The organism is Anaeromyxobacter sp. Fw109-5, assembly GCF_000017505.1.
Lineage (GTDB): Bacteria > Myxococcota > Myxococcia > Myxococcales > Anaeromyxobacteraceae > Anaeromyxobacter.
In genome coordinates this window covers 4,086,117-4,109,065 of sequence record NC_009675.1, presented here as the reverse complement: position 1 = coordinate 4,109,065, position 22,949 = coordinate 4,086,117, and the positions used below count along the sequence as shown (strand labels likewise).

The following is a 22,949-nucleotide window of genomic DNA, read 5'->3' as shown; positions in this document are numbered from 1 at the left end:
CCCTCAGATCCTTTCAGCCGCTCGCCCGTTCCCCCCTCGCAGGAGGAATGCCCATGCACGTCCGCATCCACGCCCTCGCCGCCCTGCTGCTCGCCAGCCTCACGTCCACCGCCGCCGCGGGTCATCCCGCCCGTCCGGTCGAGAGGCCGGCCCGGCACGGCCCGTACTTCGTCGAGCTCACCGACGAGCTCGGCAACGTGCTGCCGACCTGGACGCACCGCGGTCGCACGTACGTCCTCGGCGCGCTCGGCGAGAGGTACCTCGTGCGCGTCCGGAACCAGACCGGCCGGCGCGCCGAGGTCGTCGTGTCGGTGGACGGCCGCGACGTCATCGACGGGCGCCCCGCCTCCTGGGCCAAGCGCGGATACCTCCTCGAGGCCGGCGGGGAGGCGGCGATCGACGGGTTCCGCCTCAGCGACGCCGCGGTCGCGGCGTTCCGGTTCTCCAGCGTGCCGCGCTCGTACGCGGCGCTGAAGGGTGACGCCCGCGACGTGGGCGTCATCGGCGTCGCCGTCTTCCCCGAGCGCGAGCCGGCGCGCCTCGCGCCACCCCGCCGCGTCGCGCCTTCCCCGGAGGAAGGCCGCGCCGGTGCGCCGGACGAGAAGCACCGCTCCTCGCCGTCGGCACCCGGCGAGGCGCGCGCCGAGGCCGCTCCGCGGCCGCAGGATCGGTCCGGGCTCGGCACCGAGTTCGGGGAGGAGCACGCGTCCCACGTCCGAACCGTGCACTTCGAGCGCGCGAGCGCGCGGCCCGCCGCCGTGCTCACCCTCCTCTACGACGATCGCCGGGGGCTCCTCGCGCTCGGAATCGACGTGGACGGGCGCTGGGCGGCGCGCGACGACGCCTGGCTGCGCGAGACCGCCGAGCCGTTCCGCGAGAGCCGCGGCTTCGCCGAGCCGCCCCCGGGCTGGCGCCCGCGGTAGCTCCACCGCGCCCCTGCACTCCCAGGCGAGGGCCCGAGAGCGCCCGCTTCCGCGACGGCGCCCGGGCTCTTCCTCCCGTGTTCCGAGCGCCTCCGCGCGACAACGCCCGATGTCAGGCGCTGTACGACGCTCGCGGTGCACGGGCGCGAATTTGCCGCGCGACACTCGGCCGCATACCATCGGCTGAACCTCGGGGGAGGGGGAGCCGTGATGACGCCATCGAAGTGGTTCCGCGCGCCGCGTGCGCGCTCGAGCTCGCCCATTCCTCCGGTCGGTGCCGCCCTGCTGCTCGCGCTCTCCCCCCTGGGGGCCCTCGCCGAGCCGGCCGTGCCCGCGGGCGCTCCCGACGCGGTCGCCGTCGACGGTCCGATCGTCCTGCCGGCCCCGAAGAGCTTCGAGGCGGCGGTGAAGCTCGTGGAGGACGCGGTGGGGGTGAAGGGCGGCACGATCGACAGCGACGCCGCCCCCATTGCCTTTGCCGAGGGGCGCGCCTTCGCGGTCGATCCCCGCGTCGCCGAGCGGCTCCTCACCGGCAGCCACTCCACCTTCCGCAAGGCGGGGGTGTTCCTGTTCCGGTACGAGCGGAGCTTTGGCCTCGAGGGGGAGAAGGACATGGTGGGCCTGCTCGCCACCGGCGACCAGCGCGCCGTGATCCGTCGCATGGGGACGGCGGGGCCGAAGCGCGGCGTCACGAACGCGCAGGTCGTGTCGTGGCTCTCAGCGCTCGAGCGCGAGGAGGCGTTCGAGCTGTTCGAGATCGGGCCCGACTACGTGGCCGGCAAGTTCCTGCGCGCGCCGAAGCACCCCGAGGCGATCGCGCGGCGCGCGGCGAAGATCGCGCCCGACCTCGTCGCGGGGCACACGAACCCCATCGCGGGGCTCACGGATCTCATCGGCAAGCACCGGACGCTGTACCTGATCTGGGACTGACCCCGCGCTGGCCATGCGCCGGCGATCCGGCCCCCGCAGGTAGCGAGCGAGGGGGCCATGCGCGACGGCTTCAAGGCGCTCGCGCTCGCCGTCGCGCTGGTCGCGACGGCCTGCGGCGACGGCGGCGGGGAGGCACCCGGCGGACCGGCGGGGCCGGTCACCGTCGAGCTCGTGACGTGGAACGTCCTGCACGGCGGCCGGTTCGATCGCGTCACCTCGGCGGCGCCCGCGGACATTCCCAGGGCCATCGACGAGGTGTGGGCCGAGATGGAGGCGAGCGACCCCGCCGGGCGGATGCGGGCGGTCGCCGCCGGGATCGCCGCGGCGCGGCCCGACCTGGTGGGGCTCCAGGAGGCGGCGCTCTGGCGCTCGGAGCCGCGCGACGGGAGCGCGGCCGTCGCGTACGACCTCGCGCAGCTCGTCCTCGACGAGCTGCGGATCCTCGGCGCGCCCTATGCGCTCGCGGTCGTCGCCGCCGCCTCGGACGCCACGCTCCCCGGCGCGCGCGCGGCGTACCGGTTCACCGACCGCGACGTGATCCTCGCGCGCGAGGGGCTCGCGGTCTCGAACCCGCGCTCGGGCAGGTTCGACGCCGGGCTGCAGCTGCCGCTCCCCATCCCGGGCGGCGGGTCCTCGCGGATCCCGCGGGCGTGGACCAGCGTGGACGTCGAGCTCGACGGTGGGCGCTTCCGGTTCGTGAGCACGCACCTCGAGACCGTCGAGGCGGTCTCCACGGCGCAGGCGGCGGAGCTCGTCGACGTGGCCGGGTCGGACCTGCCGGTGGTCCTCGTCGGAGACTTCAACTCCGCGCCGGGCGATCCTGCGTACGAGCTCCTGGTGAGCGGGCCCGTCGGGCTCCGGGACGCCTGGGAGGCCGGCGCCGGCCCGGGTCTCACCTGCTGCCGCGAGCAGGTCGACGATCCCGCCGCCGCGCTGACCCAGCGCGTCGATCTGATCCTGCACCGCGGCTTCACCGCCCGCACGATCGCCCTCCTCGGCGCCGAGGCGGCGAGCTTCCAGGCCGGCCATTGGCCCTCCGATCACGCCGGCGTCGCGGCGACGCTCGAGCTCGGGCCGTGATCGCGCCGCCGGGCCCGACCCGGCGGGCGCCGTGACACGACCGAGACACGGGCTCCTTACCTCCCTGGCTCCCCTCGACGAGGAGCCGAGATGCCCCTGTACGCCGAACTCTTCCGCTCGCTGGAGCGCGCCCGCTGGAGCCTCGCCGACGACGTGCCCTGGGATCGCTTCGAGCCCGCGGCGCTGAGCGACGAGCAGGCGCTCACCATCAAGATGAACGCCATCACGGAGTGGTCGGCCCTGCCGGCGACGGAGATGTTCCTGCGCGACAACCGCGACGACAGCGACTTCTCCGCCTTCATGTCCATCTGGTTCTACGAGGAGCAGAAGCACGCCCTGGTGCTCATGGAGTACCTGCGCCGCTTTCGCCCGGAGCTCCTGCCCACCGAGGACGAGCTCCACGCCGTCCGCTTCGAGTTCGATCCGGCGCCGCCGCTGGAGACGCTGATGCTCCACTTCTGCGGGGAGGTGCGGCTCACCCAGTGGTACCGGCGCGCGGCGGCGTGGCACGCCGAGCCGGTGATCCGCCACGTGTACGGCCTCGTCTCCGAGGACGAGGCGCGTCACGCCGGCGCGTACCTGAAGTACATGCGCCGCGCGCTCGAGCGCGACGGAGACACGGCGCGCGCGGCGTTCGCGAAGATCGGCGTCCTCATGGCGAGCGGCGGGCGGGGCGGGAAGCCGCTCCACCCCACCAACCTGCACGTGAGCCGCGCGCTGTTCCCGAACGACACCGTCCAGAGCCGCCTCCCCGACCCGGAGTGGCTGGAGCGCTGGCTCGACGAGCAGCTGCGCTTCGACGCCGAGTGCGAGCAGCGCGTGGTGCGCGCGATCCTGCGCAGCCTCTCGGCGCTGTTCGGGGAGACGTTCGAGACGGTCCGCGATCTCAACCGGTTCCGGAAGGCGCGCGCGGGCGACGCGCGGCCGGCGATGGCCTAGCCGAACGCTCTGATCGTTCGTCGCAACTCCGGCGGCCGGGGTCCGCGGCGGCGGTCCGTCTCCGCCTCGTGCGCGTCGCCCCAGGTACGCTCGGGACGAGGGGCACGTTCCCGGCGAAACCGTCGCTGACTCGGGATGGTGACGAGAACCAGCCGCTACCACGCCGCGGGATCGTCGGCGACCTCCAGGAGCCACTCTCGGCGGACGTGGACCCTCCACCTCAGCTCCTCCGCGTCGCCGGCGGTGTAGATCGCGTGCGGGTCCTCCGCGGCGGCGCCGGCGATCTGCGCCCACCAGCGATCGATTCGCTCGTCGAACGCGTCGGTGTCGTACGCCGCGATCGCGCGCCGGACGGCCTCGTCGAAGCGTGCCCGCCAGACCGGATCCGCGAGCACCATGCCGGCCGGGTACTGCAGCGCGGCCGGCAGGATCGGCTGCGACGCCGCCGTCGTGAACGGCATGTCGATGTCGTTCGGGATGAACAGGAAGCCACGCGTGGGGTGGTCGTACAGGTAGTAGTTCCAGCCGTCGCTCCAGTAGTTGTCGTGGACCGGCAGCACCGCCTCGCCCGCCCACTCCCGGATCGACGCCTCGAGGTCGGCGAGCGCCGCGAGCGACGCGACGTCGGGGGCCGAGCGATAGGCCTCGAGCCCGGAGTAGTCCGCCGCCTGCTCGTTCGTGCGGAGATACAGGCCGCCCTTGTACAGGTTGCCGTCGTCTCCCTCCTCGCCGAAGCTCCGCTCGAGGAAGTCCTGGTTCACGTGCTCGAGGTTGACGAACAGGCCGTAGTAGCGGCCGTTCACGACGAGCCGCGCGTTGTTCACGCAGGGCGCCGGCACTCCCAGGTCGCGCATGAACGACATCGCGAGCCGCTCGTGCAGCAGCCGGCAGCCGCCGTGATCCAGGTTCAGGCGGCGAAGCCCGTGAAACCGTCCGCGCGGGTCGACCTGGTTGAACGCGATCGCGAACTGGGCCTTGTCGCCGCAGCGCGAGTTCCCGCCGCGCAGCCGCATCATCGCGTTCGTCACGACCTCGCCCTCGTGGCGGAAGACCACCGGGTAGTAGATCTCCTCGCCCTCGAGGCGATCCTGCTCGAGGGCGGCCCAGTCGGCCTCCGAGATCTCGATCTCGAACGTCGGCAACGCGCCGTCCGCGTACAGGTCGGCGCACGCGAGCGGATAGCTGACCGTGGAGGGTGGGGGCGGGGGCGGCTCTCCCGGCGGCTGCACGAAGGGAGGGTCGAGCGTCGGAGCGCCCATGGGAGAGGACGCGTCGCTGCAGCCGAGCACCGCGCCGACCACTGCGAGCAAGGCGTACGAACGAGCGGACCCCGAGGGACCGGTTCCCGGCGTGTTCATGCACCGACGAGTTGGTCATGCGCCCGCCCGGTCGACAGTGACGGGATGGATCCTCACCCAGCGTGGGCGGTGACGGCGCACAGCTCGACGGCGCGCCGCGTCCTGGGGACACGCCCAGGGTGTCAGGGGGCGGGGGCGCGAGCGGGCTCGTCCACCGCGATCTCCAGCCTGTGGAGCCTCGTCTCCACCATGCCGGCCGGATCGATCGTCGAGTCCTTCCAGCCGTCCACGTGGCTGTTGCCGATGTAGAGGAAGGCCCCTCGCGCGAGGGCGCCGGTCGTCGGCAGGTGCCAGAGCGGGTTCGCGGCCTCGAGGACCCAGGCGCGCTCCACGCGCCCCGCGCCGGCGGCGAGCTCCAGCCGGACGATGCGAGGGGTGCCGAGCCCGTTCTGCACCGCGACGAGCGTCCGCCCCTGCGCCGAGAGCCCGTCGATCCCGCCGAGCGGGAAGCCGGGCGGCCCGGCGAGGCGACGCGGGGCGCCACCACCACCCTGCGGGTTCACCTCCCAGAGGCCGAGGGCGTCGGCGACGAGGAGCCGCCCCTCGGCGAACGCGATCCCGTTCGCGTAGACGAAGGTCCCCTCGGCGACCACCTCCGCGAGCGAGCTCGCGCCCGGGACGAGCCGGTACACCGCGCCGGCCTCGCTGTCCGTCACGAACACGGTTCCGTCGGCGCCGAGAGCCACGTCGTTGAGCAGGTGCCCCGCACCGTCGATGGTCACCGCCCGGACGGGCGCCCAGGTCTCGAGGTCGAACGCGTAAACGCCCGATACGGTGCCCCGGCCGGTTGCCGTCCCCGCGTCGCCGCGGTTCGCCGCGGCCCAGAGGAGCCCGCGTTCGGCGTCGATCTTCAGCCCGAGGACGCGCCCGAGCCCGCCCGTCGCGCTCGGGACCGCGTCGCGCACCGTCCCGTCGGGAGCGACGCGGACGATCTTGCGCAGGCGGATGCTCCCGACGTACAGGGCCCCGTCCCGGGGATCGGCGGCGATCCCCTCGGCGACGAGGCCGGGCTCCTGCAGGGTGACCGCGACCGGCGCCTGGGCCGTGCGCGGCGCCCGGGCCGCCGCCCGCTCCGCGATCGCGCGCCACTCCGCGCGATCGGCGAGGCCGGGGAAGTCGCGCGGGTCGAGCGGGACGTCCCATCCGCGGGCGTCGAGCTGGCGGAGCGTGGCGAGCGCGCCGTCCGCATCGCCGCCCCCGTTCTGGCTCCATGCCCGCACGTACAGCCTGCCGGGATCCGCGTCGCTCGCGTCGAGTCGAGTCCCCGCAGGATCGGCCGCCGGGGCGGTCGTACCGTGGCGGCAGGCGAGGGTGACGAAGAGGGGCAGGAGCAGGACGGCGCGGGCGGTCGCGATCACGGGCACCTCGCGGGAGGTCGGCCCTGGAATGAGTCGCGTTCGGGCGAGATGTGACTCGGCGCGAAGCGCCCGCGCGGTCCTAGAGGAACTCGCAGAGATACGCCGCCGGCGCGAGGGCCTTCACCTCGAAGCCGCTCTTCGCCGGCACCTCGAAGACCGTTCCCGACGCGAACGGCCGGAAGGCGGCCTCGCCGGGGAGCTTGGCCCAGAGCTCGCCGGACACGACCGTCATCCGCTCGGCGGCGTCGGTCGCGAAGTGGAACTCCCCGGCGTCGACGACCCCGACGGTGTGCCGGCGGCCGTTCCGCTCGAACCCGACGCTCTGGACCCCGCCCTCGAAGTACGTGTTGTGCTTGAGCATGGCGGGATTCGAGCACGGGCGCGGCCGGTCGTTCAAGCGCGGAAGGCCGGAGCGGCGTCGCCGCCCTCGCCGCCTCTCAACGGCGCCGCTTGGAGCCGCCGCTCCACGACCCGACGAGCCGCGGCTTCGAGCCCCCACCGCCCTCTCCGCCCGCTCCGCCGGCGGCGGAGGCGCCGCCGGACTTCGAGCGCACGGCGTGCTGCGGGCGAGCCTCGGCGCGCCGGCGAGCGCGCGGGGCCGCGGGCTGCGAGGTCCGGTGGCGCGGCTGGGCCGGCCCCGGGTCCGCCTGCGCCGCCGCGGCGCGCTTCAGCTCCGACTGGAACGTCTCCGCGTCCCGGGGCACCGGGGCGCGCGGGAGCACCGCGCGCGTGAGCCGCTCGATGGCGTGCAGGAGGTCGCGCTCGTCCGGCGCGGAGAAGCTCGAGGCGCGGCCGCTCGCGGCGGCCCGCGCCGTCCGCCCGACGCGGTGGACGTAGTCCTCCGGCACGTGGGGCAGGTCGAAGTTCACGACGTGGCCGATCTCGGCCACGTCGATGCCGCGCGCGGCGATGTCGGTCGCGACGAGCACGCGGTAGGTGCCGTCCTTGAAGCCGTCGAGCGCCATGCGCCGCTGCGCCTGGGAGCGGTCGGCGTGGATGCGGGCGACCTTGTGGCCGGCGCGGCCGATGTGCTTCCAGATCTTGTCCGCGCGCCGCTTCGTGCGGGTGAAGATCAGGGTCGAGTCGCCGTCGCGCTCGAGCAGCGTGAGCAGGAGCGGGAGCTTCTCGTGCTGATCCGCCAGGAACACCTGCTGCTCGGCGCGCGCGGCGGTGGTGCCGCTGCGCGCGACCTCCACGCGGACCGGGTCGCGCAGGTGCGCGCGGGCGAAGTCCGCCACCTCGCCGGCCATCGTCGCGGAGAACAGGAGCGTCTGGCGCTGCTTGGGGAGCCGGCGCAGGATGCGGTCGAGCTGCGGCTTGAACCCCATGTCGAGCATCCGGTCCGCCTCGTCGAGCACGAGCGCCTCGATGCCGTCGAGGCGCGCGTTGCCCTGCTCGAGGTGGTCGACGAGCCGGCCGGGGGTGGCGATGACGATCTCGCGCTTCTGCCGGAGGGCCTCCGCCTGCTGCGCCATGCCGACGCCGCCGATGATCACCGCCCCCCGCACGCGCCGGGCGTGGCCGAAGCGCTCCAGCTCCTCGCCGATCTGCAGGGCCAGCTCGCGCGTCGGCGCGAGCACGAGGGCGCGCGTGCCGGGCTTGCCGGCGAGGCGGTCGATCAGAGGAAGGAGGAACGCCGCCGTCTTGCCCGTGCCCGTGGCGGCGGTGCCGATGACGTCCTTGCCGGCGAGCGCCGGCGGGATGGCCTGGGCCTGGATGGGCGTGGGGTGCTCGAAGCCGGCGCGCCGCAGCGCGGCGAGCGCCTCGGGGGAAAGGTGCAGCTCGGCGAAAGACGTCGTCGACAACAGGTGCTCCTCGCGTGCGGCGCGCGGCGACTCGCGGCGCGCCGTGAAGTGAGGCCGGGTAGAACGGGGGGACCGCGCGGGCCGGAAGCTCCGGCGAGACCGATGGGGCGCGGTACGAACGAAACGGCCGCGCGAGGTATACCCGTCCGCGCGCGATCCGGCAACGCAAGCGATCGCTCGCCCGGGAGCCGGGCAGGCGGGCCCTGCCTCCCCGGATCGGGGCGGGGACGGGGGACGCCGAGCATTCCGCGACGCCGGCGCCCCCGGGGCTGTAGCGTCTGCTCATGAGCGCACGCTCGACGCTGAGACGCGCCGGCCTCCTCGTGGCCGTGCCTACCGCCGCGATCGCGGGCTGGGCGGCGTTCGTCCGGCCGTGGATGCGCACATGGGGGGCGACCGGCGAGGAGGTGCGCCGGCCGATGCCCGGCGACGAGCTCGTGCCGGCTCCCCGCCACGTCACCACCCGTGGGATCACCATCCGCGCGAGGCCGGAGGAGATCTGGCCGTGGATCGTGCAGATGGGGAACGGCCGCGGCGGGCTCTACAGCCTCGATCTCCTCGACCGGCTGCTCGGCGTCATCGAGGCGCCCAGCGCGGAGCGTATCCTCCCGGAGTGGCAGGAGCTCCGGCCGGGCGACGTCATCCCCATCGGCGGGACGGCGGGGTGGCCGGTGCACGCGGTCGAGCGGGAGCGCTCCCTCGTCCTGCGCATCGTGCACGGCGAGGTGCTGGTCACGCAGTCCTGGGGGCTGTACCCGGTCGACGAGGAGGCCACCCGGCTCGTGCTTCGCGTCCGTGCCACGGCCGCCCCGGGCCTGCGCAGCGCGGCCCTGGTGGCGGTGATCGAGCCGCAGGAGCTGGTCATGGTGCGCGCCCAGCTGATGGGCATCCGCCGGCGAGCGGAGGCGCTCGCCGCGGCGCGCCGTGGCCCGCCGCGCGCCGCCGCGCCCTGAGCCGTCACGTCACGCCGTCGCGAGGCGCGGCCGCCCGAAGCGCGTGCGCAGCCGCGCGTGGAGGCCGTGCGGGAAGCCGCTCCCCTGGAGCGCCATGAACGGACAGAGATCCGTCACCACCGAGATCCCCTGGGCGTCGCAGTACCGGAGCGCCTCCGCGCTCGCAGAACCCGCTCCCATCCCGCGGTGCATCCACACGTGACGCACGCCGGCCCGCGCGCAGTCGCGGACCACCTCCTCGGTCTGCGCCGGCGGCGTGAGGAGCAGCGCCGCCTCCACCGGGGGCTTCGCGTCCTGCACGTGCGGATAGCAGGTCCGGCCCTCCGCCATCTCGAGCGCGGGGTTCACCGGCACGGCGTCGTAGCCGGCCTTCACGAGGGCGCGGAGCACCTCCCTGCTGAAGTCCTTCTCGTTCCGCGAGACCCCGACCACCGCGATGCGCTTGCGGGCCAGGAACTCGCGGGCGGCATCCAGCGCGATCCCACGCATGACACCCTCCGTTCCTACCCCTCACGCTATCTCACCTGGCTTTCGGGCGGGTCCCCGGTCTCGCGGGGTGCCTCGCCGCGGTGCGCGGCGTGGCGCGGCTCCCCACGCGACCGGCCAGCCGAGCCACCTCCGGCCGCCGGCCCCATCCTGCGATCGCGGCGACGGCGGCGCGGGAGGACGGGATGGGGCGTCGAGCGGGGCGGGAGTGGGGGAGGAGGAAGGACCTCGGCCGGGCGACGTTCGCGCTCGCCCTCGGCGCCGCGAGCCTCGGGGCGCTCGCGGTGGGCGGCGTCGCCATCGCCGCGCTCGCCATCCGCAAGCTCGCGGTGAAGGAGGCGCGCGTGGGGACGCTCGAGATCGACGAGCTCCACGTCCGCAGCGCGCGGGGGCTCCCGCCGCCGCCGGCTTGAGAGGCCGCGCCGCAGTCAAGGTCGCCGCGGCCAGCCGCGCCGGCGATCCCGCAGCATCTCCCGCGCCGCGTTGTACCCGCAGGCCCCCATGACGCCGCCGCCTGGGTGGGTGGCGGCGCCGCAGAGGTACAGGTTCTCGATCGGGGTGCGGTAATCCGCGAACCCCGGCAGCGGGCGCATCGAGAAGAGCTGCGGCAGCGTCATCGCGCCCTGGAAGATGTTTCCGCCGGTGAGGCCGAACCGCCGCTCGAGATCCGGAGGGGCCAGGACCTCGCGCGCGAGGACCGCCGCCGTGAACCCGGGCGCGTACTCCTCCAGGGCCGCGAAGCAGCGGTCCGCGAAGCGGTCGCGCTCCTCGTCCCAGCTCCCCTGCGCGAGCCGGAAGGGCGCGTACTGCACGAACATCGACATGAGGTGCTTGCCGGCCGGCGCGACGCTCTCGTCCACCACGGAGGGCAGGGTGCACTCGAGCACCGGCGCGCGCGACGGCAGCCCCGCGCGCGCGTCGTCGAAGGCGCGCTCGAGGTAGTCGAGCGACGGCGCGACGTGGATGGTGCCGCGGTGCTCCGGCCCTGGCCCCGCGCCGCCTCCGGGCACCGCGCGGAAGCGAGGCAGCGCGGACAGGGCGACGTTGATCTTCACCGACCCGCTCGCGTAGTCGATGCGGCGCGCCCGCTCGGCCACCTCCGGCGGCAGGTGTTCCTCCCCCACCAGCCCGAGGAGCGTCCGGGTGGCGTCCGCGCTGGAGGCGATCCGCTTGGCGTAGAGCTCGGTCCCGTCCTCGAGCACCACGCCCTCGGCGGCGTCGCCGCGCACCTGGATGCGCGCGACGCGCGCGCCGGTCCGGATCTCCGCGCCCGCCGCTCGGGCCGCGGCGGCGATCGCCTCCGGGAGGGCGCCCATGCCGCCGCGGACGTAGCCCCAGACGCCGCGCGCGCCGTCCACCTCGCCCATCACGTGGTGGAAGAGCACGTAGGCGGTGCCCGGCGTCGACGGCGAGGCCCAGGCGCCGATGATGGCGTCGGTGGCGAGCGTCGCCTTGAGGGCGTCCGACTCGAACCAGCGGTCGAGCACGTCGCGAGCGGCGCCGGTGAGGATCTCCACCGCCGCGGGGCCGTCCGCGCCGAGCCGCAGGAGGCGCGCGCCCATCCGCGCGAGGCGCAGGAGCTCGCGCGGCCGCCCCGAGAACGGATCGGGCGGCGTCTCCAGGAGCGAAGGCTCGATGGCGCGCGCGATCCGCTCGAGCTGGGCCTCGTAGCCGGGCAGCCGGGCCGCGTCGCGCTCCGAGAACCGCGCCACCTCGCGCTGGTTGCGCGCCAGGTCCGGCCCGAGCGTCAGCGAGCGGCCGTCCGGGAGCGGCGTGAACGAGGACGGGTCGCGGCGCAGCACCGCGTAGCCGTGCCGGGCCAGCTCCAGGTCGCGCACGATCTCCGGACGGAAGAGGCTCACCACGTACGCCGCGGTGGACACCTTGAAGCCCGCCCAGGTCTCCTCGGTGGTGCAGGCGCCGCCCACGCGGTCGCGCGCCTCGAGCACCAGGACGCGCTCGCCCGCGCGGGCGAGGTACGCCGCGAGGACGAGGCCGTTGTGGCCTCCGCCGACGACGATGACGTCCCAGGTCAGCACGCGCGAGCGCGGGTCCGGAGCCGGAGCCGGAGCCCGCCGGCGTGCCTAGCGCGGCGGACGGCCCGGCGCGCGGCCTTCCCGGGCCTCGGCGCGAGCCGTCCAAAGGGCGCTCACGCGTGGTGGTGGATGCAGAGGATGTTGCCGTCCGGGTCCTTGAACCAGGCGCAGGTCTCGTTGCCGACCTCGGCGACGCCCTCCTTCGTCTTCAGCTGCGGGTACTCCTCGAACTGCACGCCGCGCGCCCGCAGGTCCTTCACCTCGGCGCGAACGTCGGGCACCTCCCACGACATCGCGGTGTGATCCGACTTCGGCGGCGCCTCCCGCGGATAGAGCGCGAACTCACCGCCGTCTCCCTGGAACAGCACGTCCCCGTTGTCCAGCGTCCGGGTCGCGTGCAGCCCCAGCTTCTCCTCGTAGAACTTCCGGGCGCGGGCGACGTCGGTGACCGGCAACATGGCCGTGAAGTGACGATTCCCCAGCATGTCGCTCCTCCTTGTCTGCGGTGCTCCGCGTGCCACGTAAGCGGCGCGGCAACCCGCCGCGCCTTCCTGCCGGGATCCCGCCCGCGGGGGGCGGCGGCGGGCGGTCGGGCGCCGTTCCGGCAGCACGGGACCGGTGGCGTTCGTCGCGCGCGGGACGTAGCATGCGCCCCCGAATGGAGATGGAGCACCGCATCGTGACCCGCTTCCGGCTCCGGCCGGACGCGTCGCGCGCCACCGCCCGCAGGATGAATCGCCGCTTCGCCGCGACGTTCGTCGCCGTCGTGCTGCTCGTGCTCGCCGCCTACGCCGCGGGGATGCGCGAGAGCGGCCGCGGCCTCGACGCGCTCGTGATCCCGTTCGCGCTCCTGCTCGTCCTCGCGGCCTTCTCGTACGTGCGACGCATGAGGCGCTTCCGGGCCCGGTGGACGTCGTTCGAGATCGCCCTCGAGGAGGACGCGATCGGGCGGATGGTGTTCGGCTTCCCTCCGGTGCGGATCCTCCGCGCCGACGTGACCGCGATCGAGGAGCTCCCCGCCGGGCTGGCGGTGCGCGCACGCGACGGCCGCGGGATCGTCGTCCCGCGCGAGCTCGACGGCTACGAGCGGGTGCGCGACGTGCTCGCGGGCTGGCGCGAGCCCCTGACGCCCAGGGCGTGATTCACTGCTTCAGCTGCGGCCGGTGCTGGGCCTCCTCGTCGAAGCCGTGCGCGACCACCACGTGGTACACGGCGTAAGGCTCGTCGCCGGAGCCCCCCACGAGCTCGAACAGGAACTGGCCCTGCTCGCCGTCGGGATCGGGCATGGCCTGGACGAACATGACCTCGCGGGCCTCGATCACGATCTCGCCCAGGAGCTGCTTGCCGCGCAGGACCTGGACGGTGGGCGTGCGCTCCTCGTCCTCCTCGAGGTGCCAGTGGAGATCCTCGTCGTCGTAGAGGAAGGCGTCGGAGGTCCCGGCGCGCAGGATGCAGTTCGGGTGGCGCTTGAGCCAGCGCCAGAAGCGGTCGAAGGCCAGGGTGGTGCCGGTCTCCACGGTCACGGGCATGAGCGGCAATATAGCGCCGTCCGGGGCGCCGGACGGCGCGCTCGCCGCCGTGCCTGTCCGGGAGGCGTCCAGGCCCCCGCGGCGGCCCATGCCGGGTTCCCCCCGCGCGGGCGCGCCACCGGCTCGTGCCGGGGTTTATCCACGGTGCGAGACGCCGGTCCAGTCCGCCAGCACATGGAGGTGCCCCATGCTGTGCCGGGAGGTCATGAAGAGCGAGGTCGAGACGTTCCGCGAGACCGACTCCGTCCTCGCCGTCGCGCTTCGCATGCGCGAGGTGAACATCGGCTTCGTCCCCATCTGCGACGCCGACGGGCACCCGCTGGGCGCCCTGACGGACCGTGACATCGCCCTGCGGGTGTGCGGCGAGGACCGCCGCGCCAGCGAGACGCGCACGGGAGCGGTGATGACGCGGGAGATCATCACCTGCCGGGAGAGCGATCCCATCGAGGCCGCCGAGGAGCTCATGGCGCGCTACCGGAAGTCGCGGATGATGATCGTGGACGAGGACGGCCGGCTGGTGGGCGTCATCAGCCTCTCCGACGTGGTCGAGGAGGAGGACGATCGGCGCGCCGCCGAGACGATGCGGCAGATCTCCGAGCGGGAGATCCACCCGTAGCGGCACGCCGCCGCCTACCCCGGCGCGAGCGGCACGCGCTCGGCGAGCGTGGAGACCGACTCCACCACGCCGCCGCGCAGGTAGAGCCGCGGCACGCGCGCGGTGATGCCGGCGAGGATCTCCCACGAGATGGTGTCGGCGAGCGACGCCAGCTCGTCCGCGTCCACGCGCTCCTCGCCGTCCCGCCCGAGGAGCGTCGCGACGTCGCCCGCGCGCACCTCGGGGACGGCGGTCACGTCCACCATGCACATGTCCATGGCGACGCGGCCGACGACCGGCGCGCGGCGGCCGCGCACGAGCAGGTGGGCGCGGTTCCCGAGGGAGCGGCGGTAGCCGTCGGCGTAGCCGCACATGACGAGGGCCACGCGCGAAGGTCGCGCCGCCGCCCAGGTCCGCCCGTAGCCGACGGTCGCGCCGCGCTCGACCTCGAGGACGCGCGCCACCCGGGCGCGCAGCGAGAGCACCGGGCGCAGGTCCGCGTCGGTGCCGCACCACGGGGCGGGGCGGTAGCCGTACATCGACAGGCCGGCCCGCACCACCTCGAGCGCCATCTCGTGGTCGAGCAGCAGGCTCGCCGACGCGGCGCAGTGGCGCTCCGGGATCCAGGAGAGCCTCGCGGAGACGTCGCGCAGGACGTCGAACTGGCGGCGCGTGAAGCGCTGATCGCCCTCCTCGGCGGCGGCGAAGTGCGTGAAGAGGCCCTCCACCCGCAGCTCGGGCATGGCGCGCAGGCGCGTCGCCAGCGCCACGAGCGCGTCCGGCGTGAGGCCATGCCGGTTGAGGCCGGTCTCGAGCTCGAGGTGCACCGCGACCGGGACGCCCCGCCGCTTGGCGGCGACGGCCAGCGCCTCGGCGACGTCGGCGGAGGCCACGGTCGGCCGGAGGTCGAGCGCCACCACCCGCGCGGCGTCCGCGGGCGGCGTGTACCCGATGACCAGGATGGGGGCGTCCACCCCGCCGCGGCGGAGCTCCTCCGCCTCGTCCACGCAGACGACGGCGAGCGCTGAGGCGCCCGCGGCGAGGGCCGCCCGGCCCACCGCGATCGCGCCGTGCCCGTAGGCGTTCGCCTTCACCACCGCGTACAGCTTGGAGGGCGCGGCGCGGGCGGCGAGCAGGCGGACGTTGTGGGCGAGGGCGTCCAGGTCGATCTCCGCCCAGACCGGCCGGCCGCCCCACTGGGAAGGGTCCGTGACCATGAGGCGGCAATATACGCGCCTCCGCCCTTCTCAGGTTCGGGGAGGCGCTCGCCCGCTCGTGACGCGGCGGCGCCTCCGACCCCGTGCTACACGCCCCGGACGGCGCGGGAGATGCCGGCGCCGATGCGGGATGCTCGCTGCGGAGGGGGAACTGCCGTGATCAGCCGCTACCAGCAGCTTTGCCAGACGCTCGAGGACGCGCGCTCGCAGTTCGCGGCGTACCGCTCCGAGTGCGTCCTGTTCGCCGCGACGCTGTCGCGCGGGCTCATCGACCACGCCGGCTGGCCGCGCGAGCTCGTCACCTACGAGCCGCTCCCCGGCGACGCGCCGGCCGCGCCGACGCACCGGATCGAGGACGCCATGCACCTCGACCCCGACGCCTTCTGGCACGTGGGCCTGCGCCTCGCCATCGAGGAGCCGCGCGCCCGCGACTCCATCCTCCTCCGCCTCCGCTTCAAGAAGCTCGACACCCGCTACATCGTGAGCCTGTTCGGCTTCGAGGACTTCGAGGTCGCGGCGCCCACGCCCGAGCACCTCCAGCCGATCTACGAGTCCATCCTGAACGCGGTGAAGCGTCACTACGAGTACGGCTTGCGGCTGTTCCTCGAGAACGGCGGGCGCGGGCTCAAGATCCCCATCTCCACCGAGCGGCTCCTCGAGCTGGCGCGGGGGGCGCCGCCCGCGCCGGCGCCCGGGGCCAGCGAGGAGGCGGAGGAGAGCGAGGGCGAGCAGCTCGCGATCGGGCAGGAGGAGGAGGTCGAGGAGCTCGAGGCCGCCCCGCGCCCGGCGCGCCGCGCGTCCCCGGCGAAGCCTCGCTCCAAGGGGGCCGCGTCGAAGGGCGCTGAGGCCGCGCTCAGCGCACGAAGCTCTCCTGGTAGCCGGGGTCCTCGATCCCCAGCGCGGCGGGGGTCGCGGCGAGCGGGAGGTAGCAGTCGAGCATGACCGCGAGCTCGCTCGTGGTGCGGGCGCCGATCGAGCCCTCGTAGGCGCCCGGGTGCGGCCCGTGCATCACGCCCGCGGGGTGGTGCGAGATCGAGCCGGGGCCCACGCCGCGCCGGGAGGTGAACTCCCCGCGGACGTAGAACAGGATCTCGTCCACGTCCGGCGAGGCGTGCGGGTAGGGGCAGGGGATCGCCTCGGGGTGGAAGTCCACCACGCGCGGGACGAACGAGCACACCAGCGCGCCGCGGGCGGCGAAGGTGCCGTGCCAGGTGGGCGGCAGGTGCACGAGCCCGGCGCGCGGCTGGAAGTTCAGGATGGGAAAGGCGAACGGGTACACGGCGCCGTCCCAGCCCACCACGTCGAGCGGCGACTCGTCGTAGCGGAAGGCGTGGAAAGCCCCGGCGCGCTTGACGAGGAGCTCGCGGATCCCCTCGTCGAGCGGGCCCGTCCACTCGACGCGGCGGAAGTCGCGGTGGGAGTAGGGCGCGTCCATGCGGAGCTGGCCGGTCTCGTTGCGCCACTGGGAGGGCAGGTGGAGGCCGCCCGGGAACTCGAGGGAGAGCCAGCGCTGCGGACCCGCGCCCGGCACGAAGCGGTGGAGGAGCCCCTTCGGCACGTAGACGTAGTCGTCCTGCGCGAAGCGCAGGTCGCCGAGCGGCGTGCGCAAGAGCCCGCCTCCCTCGAGGACGAAGAAGAGGTCGTCGCCGTCGCCGTTCGAGAGGTAGACCGGATCCTCCGCGCTCGGCGTGGCGAGGCCGACGACCACGTCCGCGTTGAAGAGGAGCGGGACGCGCGCGTCCACCGCCGGCCCCGCGGGCAGGGGGAGCTCCTGCGTGCGGTAGTGGCGCTTCAGGAGACCGCGCGGCGGCGCCGCCCGCGGCAGCGTCCAGCCGTGACGGACCTCGGCGGCGTGCGTCGCGTGGGGCCGGTGCCGGTGGTAGGCGAGGGTGTACGCACCGTCGAACCCGGCGCGCGTGAAGGCCTCCTCGTGCAGGAGGCGCCCGTCGGGATCGCGGAAGGCGATGTGGTGCTTCCGCGGGACCGCGCCCTGCACGATCCGGTCGAGCATGGCTAGGTGCGCCCCTCGCGCTGCTGCTCGCGCTCGATCGACTCGAAGAGCGCGCGGAAGTTCCCCGCGCCGAACCCCTGATCGCCCTTGCGCTGGATGATCTCGAAGAAGAAGGGGCCGGCCGCGGGCTCGTGGTACAGCCCCGCCGCGTCGCGCAGGAAGATCTGGAGCAGGTAAGAGCCCTGGCCGGCGCCGTCCACCAGGATCTCGAGCTCCCGCAGCGTCTCCACCTGCTCGTCGATCCGGCCGATCCCGGTGCGCCGGATCCGCTCGGGGAGCGCCTCGTAGTAGGACGCCGGCGTCGGCATGAACTCGACCCCGCGCGCGCGCAGGCCGCGCACGGCGGAGAGGATGTCCGCGACGGTGAGCGCGGCGTGCTGGATGCCGTCGCCGCGGTGATCCTCGTTGAACACGTTGATCTGGGAGGACTTGAACGCGGGCCGCCACGGCTCGTTGTTCGCGAACTTCACGCCCGAGGCGGGGTCCTTCATCACCACCGAGCGCAGCCCCGACCCCTTCTGCGCCTGGATCGCCGCCCGCTTCGCCTCGGCGGCGTCCTTCGTGTGGAACTGGACCTCCCAGAACTCCTCCAGGCCGAGCACGTGCTCCATCCAGAGGAGCGCCGGCTTCATGGTCTGGAAGTTCGAGGTGAGGTGGTCGACGTAGCCGAAGCCGAACGCGTTCGCCCCGCCCTTCGGCGCCGCGTGGCGCGCGACGCCGGGGTAGAGCCCGCGGTACCCGCGGCGCTCCACGAACCGGAAGGTGGTGTCGCCGAGCGGCGTCGTGATGTTGAAGGTGCGGAGCGTCCCCCCGTCGTCCTCGTGGACCTGGAGGTCGGTGATGGGGGTCCCGCCGCGCTCCTCGAGCAGGCGGAAGGCGCGCTCGGCGTCCTCCACCTCGAAGATCACCGCGCCGACGCCGTCGGGGTGCTTGCGCAGGTAGCGCCAGGCGCGCCCGCCCTCGCCGGCCGGCTGGGAGCAGAGGATGCGCACGTCGCCGGCCTCGAACGCCGCGGAGCGCTGCCGCCCCTCGCGCTCGAGCTCGGGCGTGGAGGCGCCGGACTCGGAGAAGTCCAGGCGCTCGACGTAGAAGCGGCGGCTCCGCTCCAGGTCGTGGACGTAGTAGTGCAGCGCCTCGATGCGGCGGATCCCCAGCGGCTCCAGCCTGGTCGTGGTCATGGTGTCCTCCGGTCCGCCGGCGGTGCGTCCGGCTGCTGGTCGGGGTGGGCGGCGTGGAAGGCCGGGAGCGCGGCGCAGGCCTCCTCGATGCGCAGGAGCGTGGGGTACGGGGACACGTCCAGGCCGAAGCGGCGCGCGTTGTAGAGCTGGGGCACCACGTAGCAGTCGGCGAGCCCGGGCGCGTCCCCGTGGCAGAAGCGGCCCGTCTCGTCGTCCTGCAGGGTGCGCTCGAGCGCGTCGAGCCCCCGGCGGATCCAGAGCCCCGCCCACTCCTGGTCGTAGCCGGGCAGCTTCCCGCGGAGCGTGCGGAGCACGATCGCGTTCTGGAGGGGCTGGATCCCCGAGTTCACGTGCTCGGCGAGCATGCGCACCCGGGCGCGGCCGTCGAGATCCCGCGGCAGGAGCGGGGACTGCGGATGTCGCTCGTCGAGCCACTCCAGGATGGCCATCGACTGCGCGAGGCGCACCGTGTAGCCGTGCTCCGAGACCTCCAGCACCGGCACCTGCGCCATCGGGTTGCGGGCCTGGTACGCCGCGTCGAACTGCTCCTGGGCGAGGAGGTTCACCGCCGCGTACTCGTAGGGCAGGCCCTTCAGCGCGAGGCCGATGCGGACGCGCCAGGCCGAGGAGGACCGCCAGTAGGAGTAGAGCCGCATCATGCCGCCACCACCCGCTGCCGGATCGTGCCGAACACGTCGCGTCCACCGGCGTCGCGCACCGCGATCTCGACGCGGTCACCGGGCTGGAGGTAGCGCGTCCGCGGCGCCCCCTCCTCGATCATCTCGAGCGCGCGCCGCTCGGCGATGCACGAGTAGCCGCGGGCGCGGTCGGCGTTCGACACCGTGCCGCTGCCGAGGAGGGTGCCCGCGGTGAAGGCGCGCGTCCGCGCCACGTGCTCGAGGAGATCGTGGAAGGAGAAGTGCATCTCCCCCGTGTCCACGTCCCCGACGCGCTCGCCGTTCCAGCGCACCTCCAGCCGCGAGAAGAGCCGCCCGCCGCGCCACGCGCCGCCGAGCTCGTCGGGCGTGACGGCGAACGGGGAGAAGGCGGTCGACGGCTTCGACTGGAAGAAGCCGAAGCCCTTCGCGAGCTCCGCCGGCACGAGGTTCCGGTAGGTGACGTCGTTCGCGAGGCAGAGGAGCCGCACGTACCGCCCCGCGTCGCCGGCCGCGACGCCGCGCGGCACGTCGCCCAGCACGGCGCAGACCTCGGCCTCGAAGTCCATGCCCCAGGCCGGATCGGGGAGCGCGAGGTCCTCGCAGGGCGCGAGCAGCACGCCGGAGCCGCCCTGGTAGACGAGGGGGTCGCGCTCGAGCGTGGGAGGCGGCTCCGCCCCTCGCGCCTTCCGCACGAGCCGCACGTGGTTCAGGAACGCCGATCCGTCCACCCACTCGTACGCGCGCGGCAAGGGCGACAGCAGGCGCGCGGGATCGAGCGGCTCGGCGTGGACCCGGCCCGCGTCGACCGACTCGGCGAGGGCCCGCAGCGCGGGCTCGCACGCCTCCCAGCCGTCGAGCGCGTCCTGGAGCGTCGGCGCGACCCCGGAGGCGTCGGCGAACGCCCCGCCGTCCTGGCGCACCACCACGAGCCGCCCGTCGCGGCTCCCGTCACGTAAGGTCGCGAGGCGCATCCTGGGGCGAAGGTAGTAATGGCGTCCCTTCGCCGACGCGAGGTGCGCGGGGCGTCCCGGTGAGGTCGAGGGGCGGCCGTGCCGCGTTGCGGCAGGGGCGTGGGCCGGCGCTATAAAGACCGCCCGTGACCGGGTTCTCCCTCACCGCGCACGCCTCGATCTCGGAGCTCCGGGCCGAGGAGTGGGACGCGCTCCTCGCGCACGAGCCGGCCCGAGCGAGCCCGTTCGTGCGCCACGCGTTCCTGCGGGCGCTGGAGGAGAGCGGGTCGGCCGCGCCGCGCTCGGGGTGGCGTCCGCGCCACCTCGCGCTGCGCCGGGGCGGGGCCCTCGTCGCGGCCGCGCCCGCCTACCTGAAGGACGGCTCGGACGGAGACTTTTCCCGGGACTGGGAGTGGGCGGCGGCGGCCGAGCGCGCGGGGATCCCGTACTACCCGAAGCTCGTCCTCGCGGTCCCCTTCACCCCGGCGACCGGCCGGCGCGTCCTCGTCGCGCCCGGCGAGGACCGGCGCGCGCTGGTCGCCACCCTGCTCGCGGGCGCGCGGCAGGTGGCGGAGGACGAGGGTGCGCGAGGGCTCCACGTGCTCTTCGCGGACGCGGAGGAGGCGCGCGAGCTGGAGGGGGCGGGGCTCGCGCCGCGGGTGGACTTCCAGTACCACTGGCGGAACGAGGGCTACCGGTCGCCGGAGGAGTTCCTCGCGCGCTTCCCCTCGAAGCGCCGGACCGCGATGCGCCGCGAGCGCGCCGCGCCGGCGCTCCAGGGCATCGCCATCCGCACCGTCCGCGGAGACGAGCTGGCGCGCGATCCCGAGGGGTGGGCGCGAGGCTGCCATCGCCTCCACCGCGCGTCGACCGATCGCATGGTGTGGGGGATGCGCTGGGTGAACCTCGGGTTCTACCAGCGGGCCATCGCCTGGCTGCCGGACGCGGTCGAGGTGGTCGAGGCGCGCCGCGAGGGGAGGCTCGTGGCGATGGCCTTCAACCTCGCCGGTCCCGACCGCCTCTATGGCCGGTACTGGGGGTGCGTGGAGGATCACCCGTTCCTCCACTTCAACGTCGCGCTCTACCACTCCATCGACGAGTGCATCCGGCGCGGGAAGCAGGTGTTCGAGGGCGGCGCAGGCGGCGAGCACAAGCTCTCGCGCGGGTTCGAGCCGTCGGAGACCTGGAGCGCGCACCTCCACCTCGACGCGCGGCTGGACGCGGCCGTGCGGCGGCACCTCGCCGCCGAGCGCGCGGAGCGGCTCGACGCGGTCCAGCGCTGGCGCGCGGAGCACCCGCGGCTCGGGGGGTGACCAGGCTCCCGATGGTGCCCGCGGAGGGCGGGGCCGAGGAGCCGAGGGGATGCGACGACGCGGGTCGGGGTCTGATCATTTCTCTCAGGTCCGGCGGCCGGATCCGCGGCGGCGGTCCGTCTCCGCCTCGTGCACGTCGCCGAGGTTGGCTCGAGAGGAGGGGGCAGGGCCGGACCGGCGCCGAATACCGGTACCGGTGCGGCGCGATCGGCTCACCAGAAGCCCGTACGGGAGGCGGCGCGCGGGCGTGCGCGCGCAGCTCGCCATCCAGTCGCCCTCGAGCAGGCTGGTCACGCGGATGAGGCAGGAAGGCTACCGCGAGAAATGCACGTTCTGCTCCGACGTCAACCGCCGACGGCGCAGTAGCGGTCCATCACCGCATCTCCAAAGACCTGCCGGGCCGAGAGCAAATTGTGGGGACGGCAGGCCAGCCGGACGTTGTCCATCGTGGACGCCCCGCCCAGCGCGAGGGGCTCGAGGTGGTCGTACTCGAGCCGCCGCCGGCAGTCGCAGCGCTCGCCGGACTCGAACCGCCACTAGGATGAAACGGCCTGTCAATCGGAGACGTGATCTCGTTCTCGTTCGGGCGAAGCACGCCCGTGCCGCGTCTCGCCCTCGGGTTTCTTGTTAGCCGATCGCGCGGCGACGTTCCGGTCCTCGGTAGCGCTCCGGCCGGTCCCCCTCGTCTCGAGCCAGCTCGGGACCGCCGCCTGGCGGATACAGCCGTTTCCGGCAGAACCGTCGCCGACTCGTGATGGATGATGAGGTCGGGTCGTCGGGGTCGCGGTCGCGGTCCTTCGACTGCTCACCCGAGCGAGCGACGCTGTCAGCCGGCGGGCGCGCGCGCCCAGGCGAGCACGATCTCCCGCCGCCAGACGGCGCCGCCGTGGGCCTCCGCGAGCGCCCGCGCATCCAAGAGGACGGCTTCGAGGGCGCCGGGGCCGAGCGCCGGCCCCACGTACGAGAGCGAGCGGAGCACCGCGTCGAGCCGGTCCGGCGGGAGGAGCTCCTCGGCCTCGAAGCGCTCCTCCACCGGCGCGGGCAGCCCGGCCACGGAGAAGAGGAGCGCGAGCGGCGGGGCGGCGGGGCGCGCCTTCACGTTCGCGGCGGCGATCCGCTCCCGCAGGGCCGAGAGGAACGGGGTCTCCGCGAGGTGGGGCGTCACCACGGCGAGCCCGCCCGCGGGCGCGAGCAGCCGCCTCGCCTCGCGCCCGCCGCGCTCCGGATCGACCCACTGCAGCGCGTCCGCGAGGACCACGAGCTCGAAGGACCCCGCCGGGAGCCCGGTGTCCTCCCCGGCCGCGTGCACCGGCGTCACGCCCGGCGCGGCCTCCGCGGCCAGCGCGTCCAGCATGGCCCGCGCGGGCTCGACCGCCGTCACCTCGGCGCCCGCGGCCGCCAGGGGCAGCGCGAGGAGGCCGGTGCCCGCGCCGAGCTCCGCGACGCGCGCGCCGGGGCCCCCCGCGAGCGCGAGGAGGCGCGCCACGAGCGGCCCGGGGTAGCCGGGTCGCAGGCGGTAGTCCTCGACGAGCCGGTTGAAGACCCAGCGGGAGGGATCGGAGACGCGGACGCCGCGGCGGGACACGCGCGGAGCCTAGCCGCGGGCCCCGCCGCGCGCCAGCGCCAGCG

General features: G+C 74.5%; 24 protein-coding genes and 1 pseudogene. 10 read left to right on the top strand and 15 right to left on the bottom strand.

Annotated features, from left to right (window positions below):
* Positions 1-53 precede the first annotated feature (53 nt).
* The 4 genes from ANAE109_RS23660 (at position 54) to ANAE109_RS17970 (ending at position 3,872) form a co-directional block, all read left to right on the top strand.
* Complete coding sequence (locus tag ANAE109_RS23660) at positions 54-923, top strand: hypothetical protein (RefSeq protein WP_049768628.1); 870 nt, start codon at positions 54-56, stop codon at positions 921-923.
* Positions 924-1,133: 210 nt separating this feature from the next.
* Positions 1,134-1,853 carry a DUF4253 domain-containing protein gene (locus ANAE109_RS17980; RefSeq protein ID WP_012098308.1) on the top strand — a complete coding sequence of 240 codons (720 nt, stop codon included), beginning with the start codon at positions 1,134-1,136 and terminating at the stop codon, positions 1,851-1,853.
* Between the two features lie 57 nt (positions 1,854-1,910).
* Positions 1,911-2,933 (top strand): endonuclease/exonuclease/phosphatase family protein, encoded by a 1,023-nt coding sequence (locus ANAE109_RS17975; RefSeq protein ID WP_012098307.1) that lies wholly within the window; start codon positions 1,911-1,913, stop codon positions 2,931-2,933.
* Positions 2,934-3,023: 90 nt separating this feature from the next.
* Positions 3,024-3,872, top strand: coding sequence for an acyl-ACP desaturase (locus tag ANAE109_RS17970; RefSeq protein ID WP_012098306.1), 849 nt, complete (start codon positions 3,024-3,026; stop codon positions 3,870-3,872).
* Between the two features lie 155 nt (positions 3,873-4,027).
* Here ANAE109_RS17970 and ANAE109_RS17965 read toward each other — a convergent pair whose 3' ends face one another.
* From ANAE109_RS17965 to ANAE109_RS17950, 4 genes are all read right to left on the bottom strand, one after another.
* Entirely contained in the window at positions 4,028-5,131 is a 1,104-nt protein-coding gene (locus ANAE109_RS17965) for a CotH kinase family protein (RefSeq protein ID WP_158305912.1), read from the bottom strand.
* A 221-nt stretch (positions 5,132-5,352) separates the two neighbouring features.
* Positions 5,353-6,588: an SMP-30/gluconolactonase/LRE family protein gene (locus ANAE109_RS17960; protein WP_143828013.1), complete on the bottom strand. Its 1,236-nt coding sequence runs from the start codon at positions 6,586-6,588 to the stop codon at positions 5,353-5,355.
* A 79-nt stretch (positions 6,589-6,667) separates the two neighbouring features.
* Positions 6,668-6,949, bottom strand: coding sequence for a pyrimidine/purine nucleoside phosphorylase (locus ANAE109_RS17955; RefSeq protein ID WP_041449386.1), 282 nt, complete (start codon positions 6,947-6,949; stop codon positions 6,668-6,670).
* A 76-nt stretch (positions 6,950-7,025) separates the two neighbouring features.
* On the bottom strand, positions 7,026-8,393 hold the full coding sequence (locus tag ANAE109_RS17950; RefSeq protein ID WP_012098302.1) for a DEAD/DEAH box helicase: 1,368 nt from the start codon (positions 8,391-8,393) through the stop codon (positions 7,026-7,028).
* A gap of 284 nt (positions 8,394-8,677) precedes the next feature.
* On the opposite strand from ANAE109_RS17950, the gene ANAE109_RS17945 reads away from it, so the two are divergent.
* Positions 8,678-9,346: a hypothetical protein gene (locus ANAE109_RS17945; protein WP_012098301.1), complete on the top strand. Its 669-nt coding sequence runs from the start codon at positions 8,678-8,680 to the stop codon at positions 9,344-9,346.
* A gap of 9 nt (positions 9,347-9,355) precedes the next feature.
* Here the strand turns inward: ANAE109_RS17945 and ANAE109_RS17940 are convergent, their stop codons facing one another.
* Positions 9,356-9,835, bottom strand: coding sequence for a CoA-binding protein (locus ANAE109_RS17940; RefSeq protein WP_012098300.1), 480 nt, complete (start codon positions 9,833-9,835; stop codon positions 9,356-9,358).
* 182 nt (positions 9,836-10,017) lie between these two features.
* On the opposite strand from ANAE109_RS17940, the gene ANAE109_RS17935 reads away from it, so the two are divergent.
* A complete protein-coding gene (locus tag ANAE109_RS17935) occupies positions 10,018-10,245 on the top strand; it encodes a hypothetical protein (RefSeq protein WP_012098299.1) in 228 nt (75 codons plus the stop codon).
* A gap of 15 nt (positions 10,246-10,260) precedes the next feature.
* On the opposite strand, the gene ANAE109_RS17930 is transcribed toward ANAE109_RS17935, so the two are convergent.
* Together ANAE109_RS17930 and ANAE109_RS17925 are read right to left on the bottom strand one after the other, a co-directional pair.
* Entirely contained in the window at positions 10,261-11,871 is a 1,611-nt protein-coding gene (locus ANAE109_RS17930) for an NAD(P)/FAD-dependent oxidoreductase (protein WP_012098297.1), read from the bottom strand.
* A gap of 110 nt (positions 11,872-11,981) precedes the next feature.
* Complete coding sequence (locus ANAE109_RS17925) at positions 11,982-12,353, bottom strand: VOC family protein (protein ID WP_012098296.1); 372 nt, start codon at positions 12,351-12,353, stop codon at positions 11,982-11,984.
* A 161-nt stretch (positions 12,354-12,514) separates the two neighbouring features.
* Here ANAE109_RS17925 and ANAE109_RS17920 point away from each other — a divergent pair, with 161 nt between their 5' ends.
* Positions 12,515-13,009, top strand: coding sequence for a hypothetical protein (locus tag ANAE109_RS17920; RefSeq protein WP_012098295.1), 495 nt, complete (start codon positions 12,515-12,517; stop codon positions 13,007-13,009).
* 1 nt (position 13,010) lies between these two features.
* On the opposite strand, the gene ANAE109_RS17915 is transcribed toward ANAE109_RS17920, so the two are convergent.
* Positions 13,011-13,397: a hypothetical protein gene (locus ANAE109_RS17915; RefSeq protein WP_041448483.1), complete on the bottom strand. Its 387-nt coding sequence runs from the start codon at positions 13,395-13,397 to the stop codon at positions 13,011-13,013.
* Between the two features lie 187 nt (positions 13,398-13,584).
* Between ANAE109_RS17915 and ANAE109_RS25380 the strand changes: the two genes are divergently transcribed.
* Positions 13,585-14,013 carry a CBS domain-containing protein gene (locus ANAE109_RS25380; protein WP_012098293.1) on the top strand — a complete coding sequence of 143 codons (429 nt, stop codon included), beginning with the start codon at positions 13,585-13,587 and terminating at the stop codon, positions 14,011-14,013.
* A gap of 14 nt (positions 14,014-14,027) precedes the next feature.
* Here ANAE109_RS25380 and alr read toward each other — a convergent pair whose 3' ends face one another.
* Positions 14,028-15,209, bottom strand: coding sequence for an alanine racemase (gene alr / locus ANAE109_RS17905; RefSeq protein ID WP_012098292.1), 1,182 nt, complete (start codon positions 15,207-15,209; stop codon positions 14,028-14,030).
* Between the two features lie 156 nt (positions 15,210-15,365).
* Here alr and ANAE109_RS17900 point away from each other — a divergent pair, with 156 nt between their 5' ends.
* On the top strand, positions 15,366-16,151 hold the full coding sequence (locus ANAE109_RS17900) for a hypothetical protein (protein ID WP_234945176.1): 786 nt from the start codon (positions 15,366-15,368) through the stop codon (positions 16,149-16,151).
* On the opposite strand, the gene ANAE109_RS17895 is transcribed toward ANAE109_RS17900, so the two are convergent.
* The 4 genes from ANAE109_RS17895 to ANAE109_RS17880 are packed head-to-tail and all read right to left on the bottom strand — an operon-like array spanning position 16,063 to position 20,028.
* The gene (locus tag ANAE109_RS17895) at positions 16,063-17,220 is read right to left on the bottom strand and encodes a homogentisate 1,2-dioxygenase (protein ID WP_012098290.1); all 1,158 of its coding nucleotides are present in this window, start codon (positions 17,218-17,220) and stop codon (positions 16,063-16,065) included. The two genes, ANAE109_RS17900 and ANAE109_RS17895, sit on opposite strands and share 89 nt — an antisense overlap.
* Before the next feature lie 2 nt (positions 17,221-17,222).
* On the bottom strand, positions 17,223-18,398 hold the full coding sequence (locus ANAE109_RS17890) for a 4-hydroxyphenylpyruvate dioxygenase family protein (RefSeq protein ID WP_012098289.1): 1,176 nt from the start codon (positions 18,396-18,398) through the stop codon (positions 17,223-17,225).
* Positions 18,395-19,057: a maleylacetoacetate isomerase gene (gene maiA / locus ANAE109_RS17885; protein WP_012098288.1), complete on the bottom strand. Its 663-nt coding sequence runs from the start codon at positions 19,055-19,057 to the stop codon at positions 18,395-18,397. Before maiA ends, ANAE109_RS17890 begins: the two co-directional genes overlap by 4 nt.
* A complete protein-coding gene (locus ANAE109_RS17880) occupies positions 19,054-20,028 on the bottom strand; it encodes a fumarylacetoacetate hydrolase family protein (protein WP_012098287.1) in 975 nt (324 codons plus the stop codon). The genes maiA and ANAE109_RS17880 overlap by 4 nt, the downstream gene beginning before the upstream one ends.
* 125 nt (positions 20,029-20,153) lie before the next feature.
* Between ANAE109_RS17880 and ANAE109_RS17875 the strand changes: the two genes are divergently transcribed.
* Positions 20,154-21,320 carry a GNAT family N-acetyltransferase gene (locus ANAE109_RS17875; protein ID WP_012098286.1) on the top strand — a complete coding sequence of 389 codons (1,167 nt, stop codon included), beginning with the start codon at positions 20,154-20,156 and terminating at the stop codon, positions 21,318-21,320.
* A 344-nt stretch (positions 21,321-21,664) separates the two neighbouring features.
* Here the strand turns inward: ANAE109_RS17875 and ANAE109_RS24995 are convergent.
* Positions 21,665-21,823, bottom strand: a pseudogene (locus ANAE109_RS24995) (HNH endonuclease); the annotation flags it as partial.
* Positions 21,824-22,146: 323 nt separating this feature from the next.
* Complete coding sequence (locus ANAE109_RS17870; RefSeq protein ID WP_012098285.1) at positions 22,147-22,905, bottom strand: class I SAM-dependent methyltransferase; 759 nt, start codon at positions 22,903-22,905, stop codon at positions 22,147-22,149.
* Positions 22,906-22,949 lie beyond the last annotated feature (44 nt).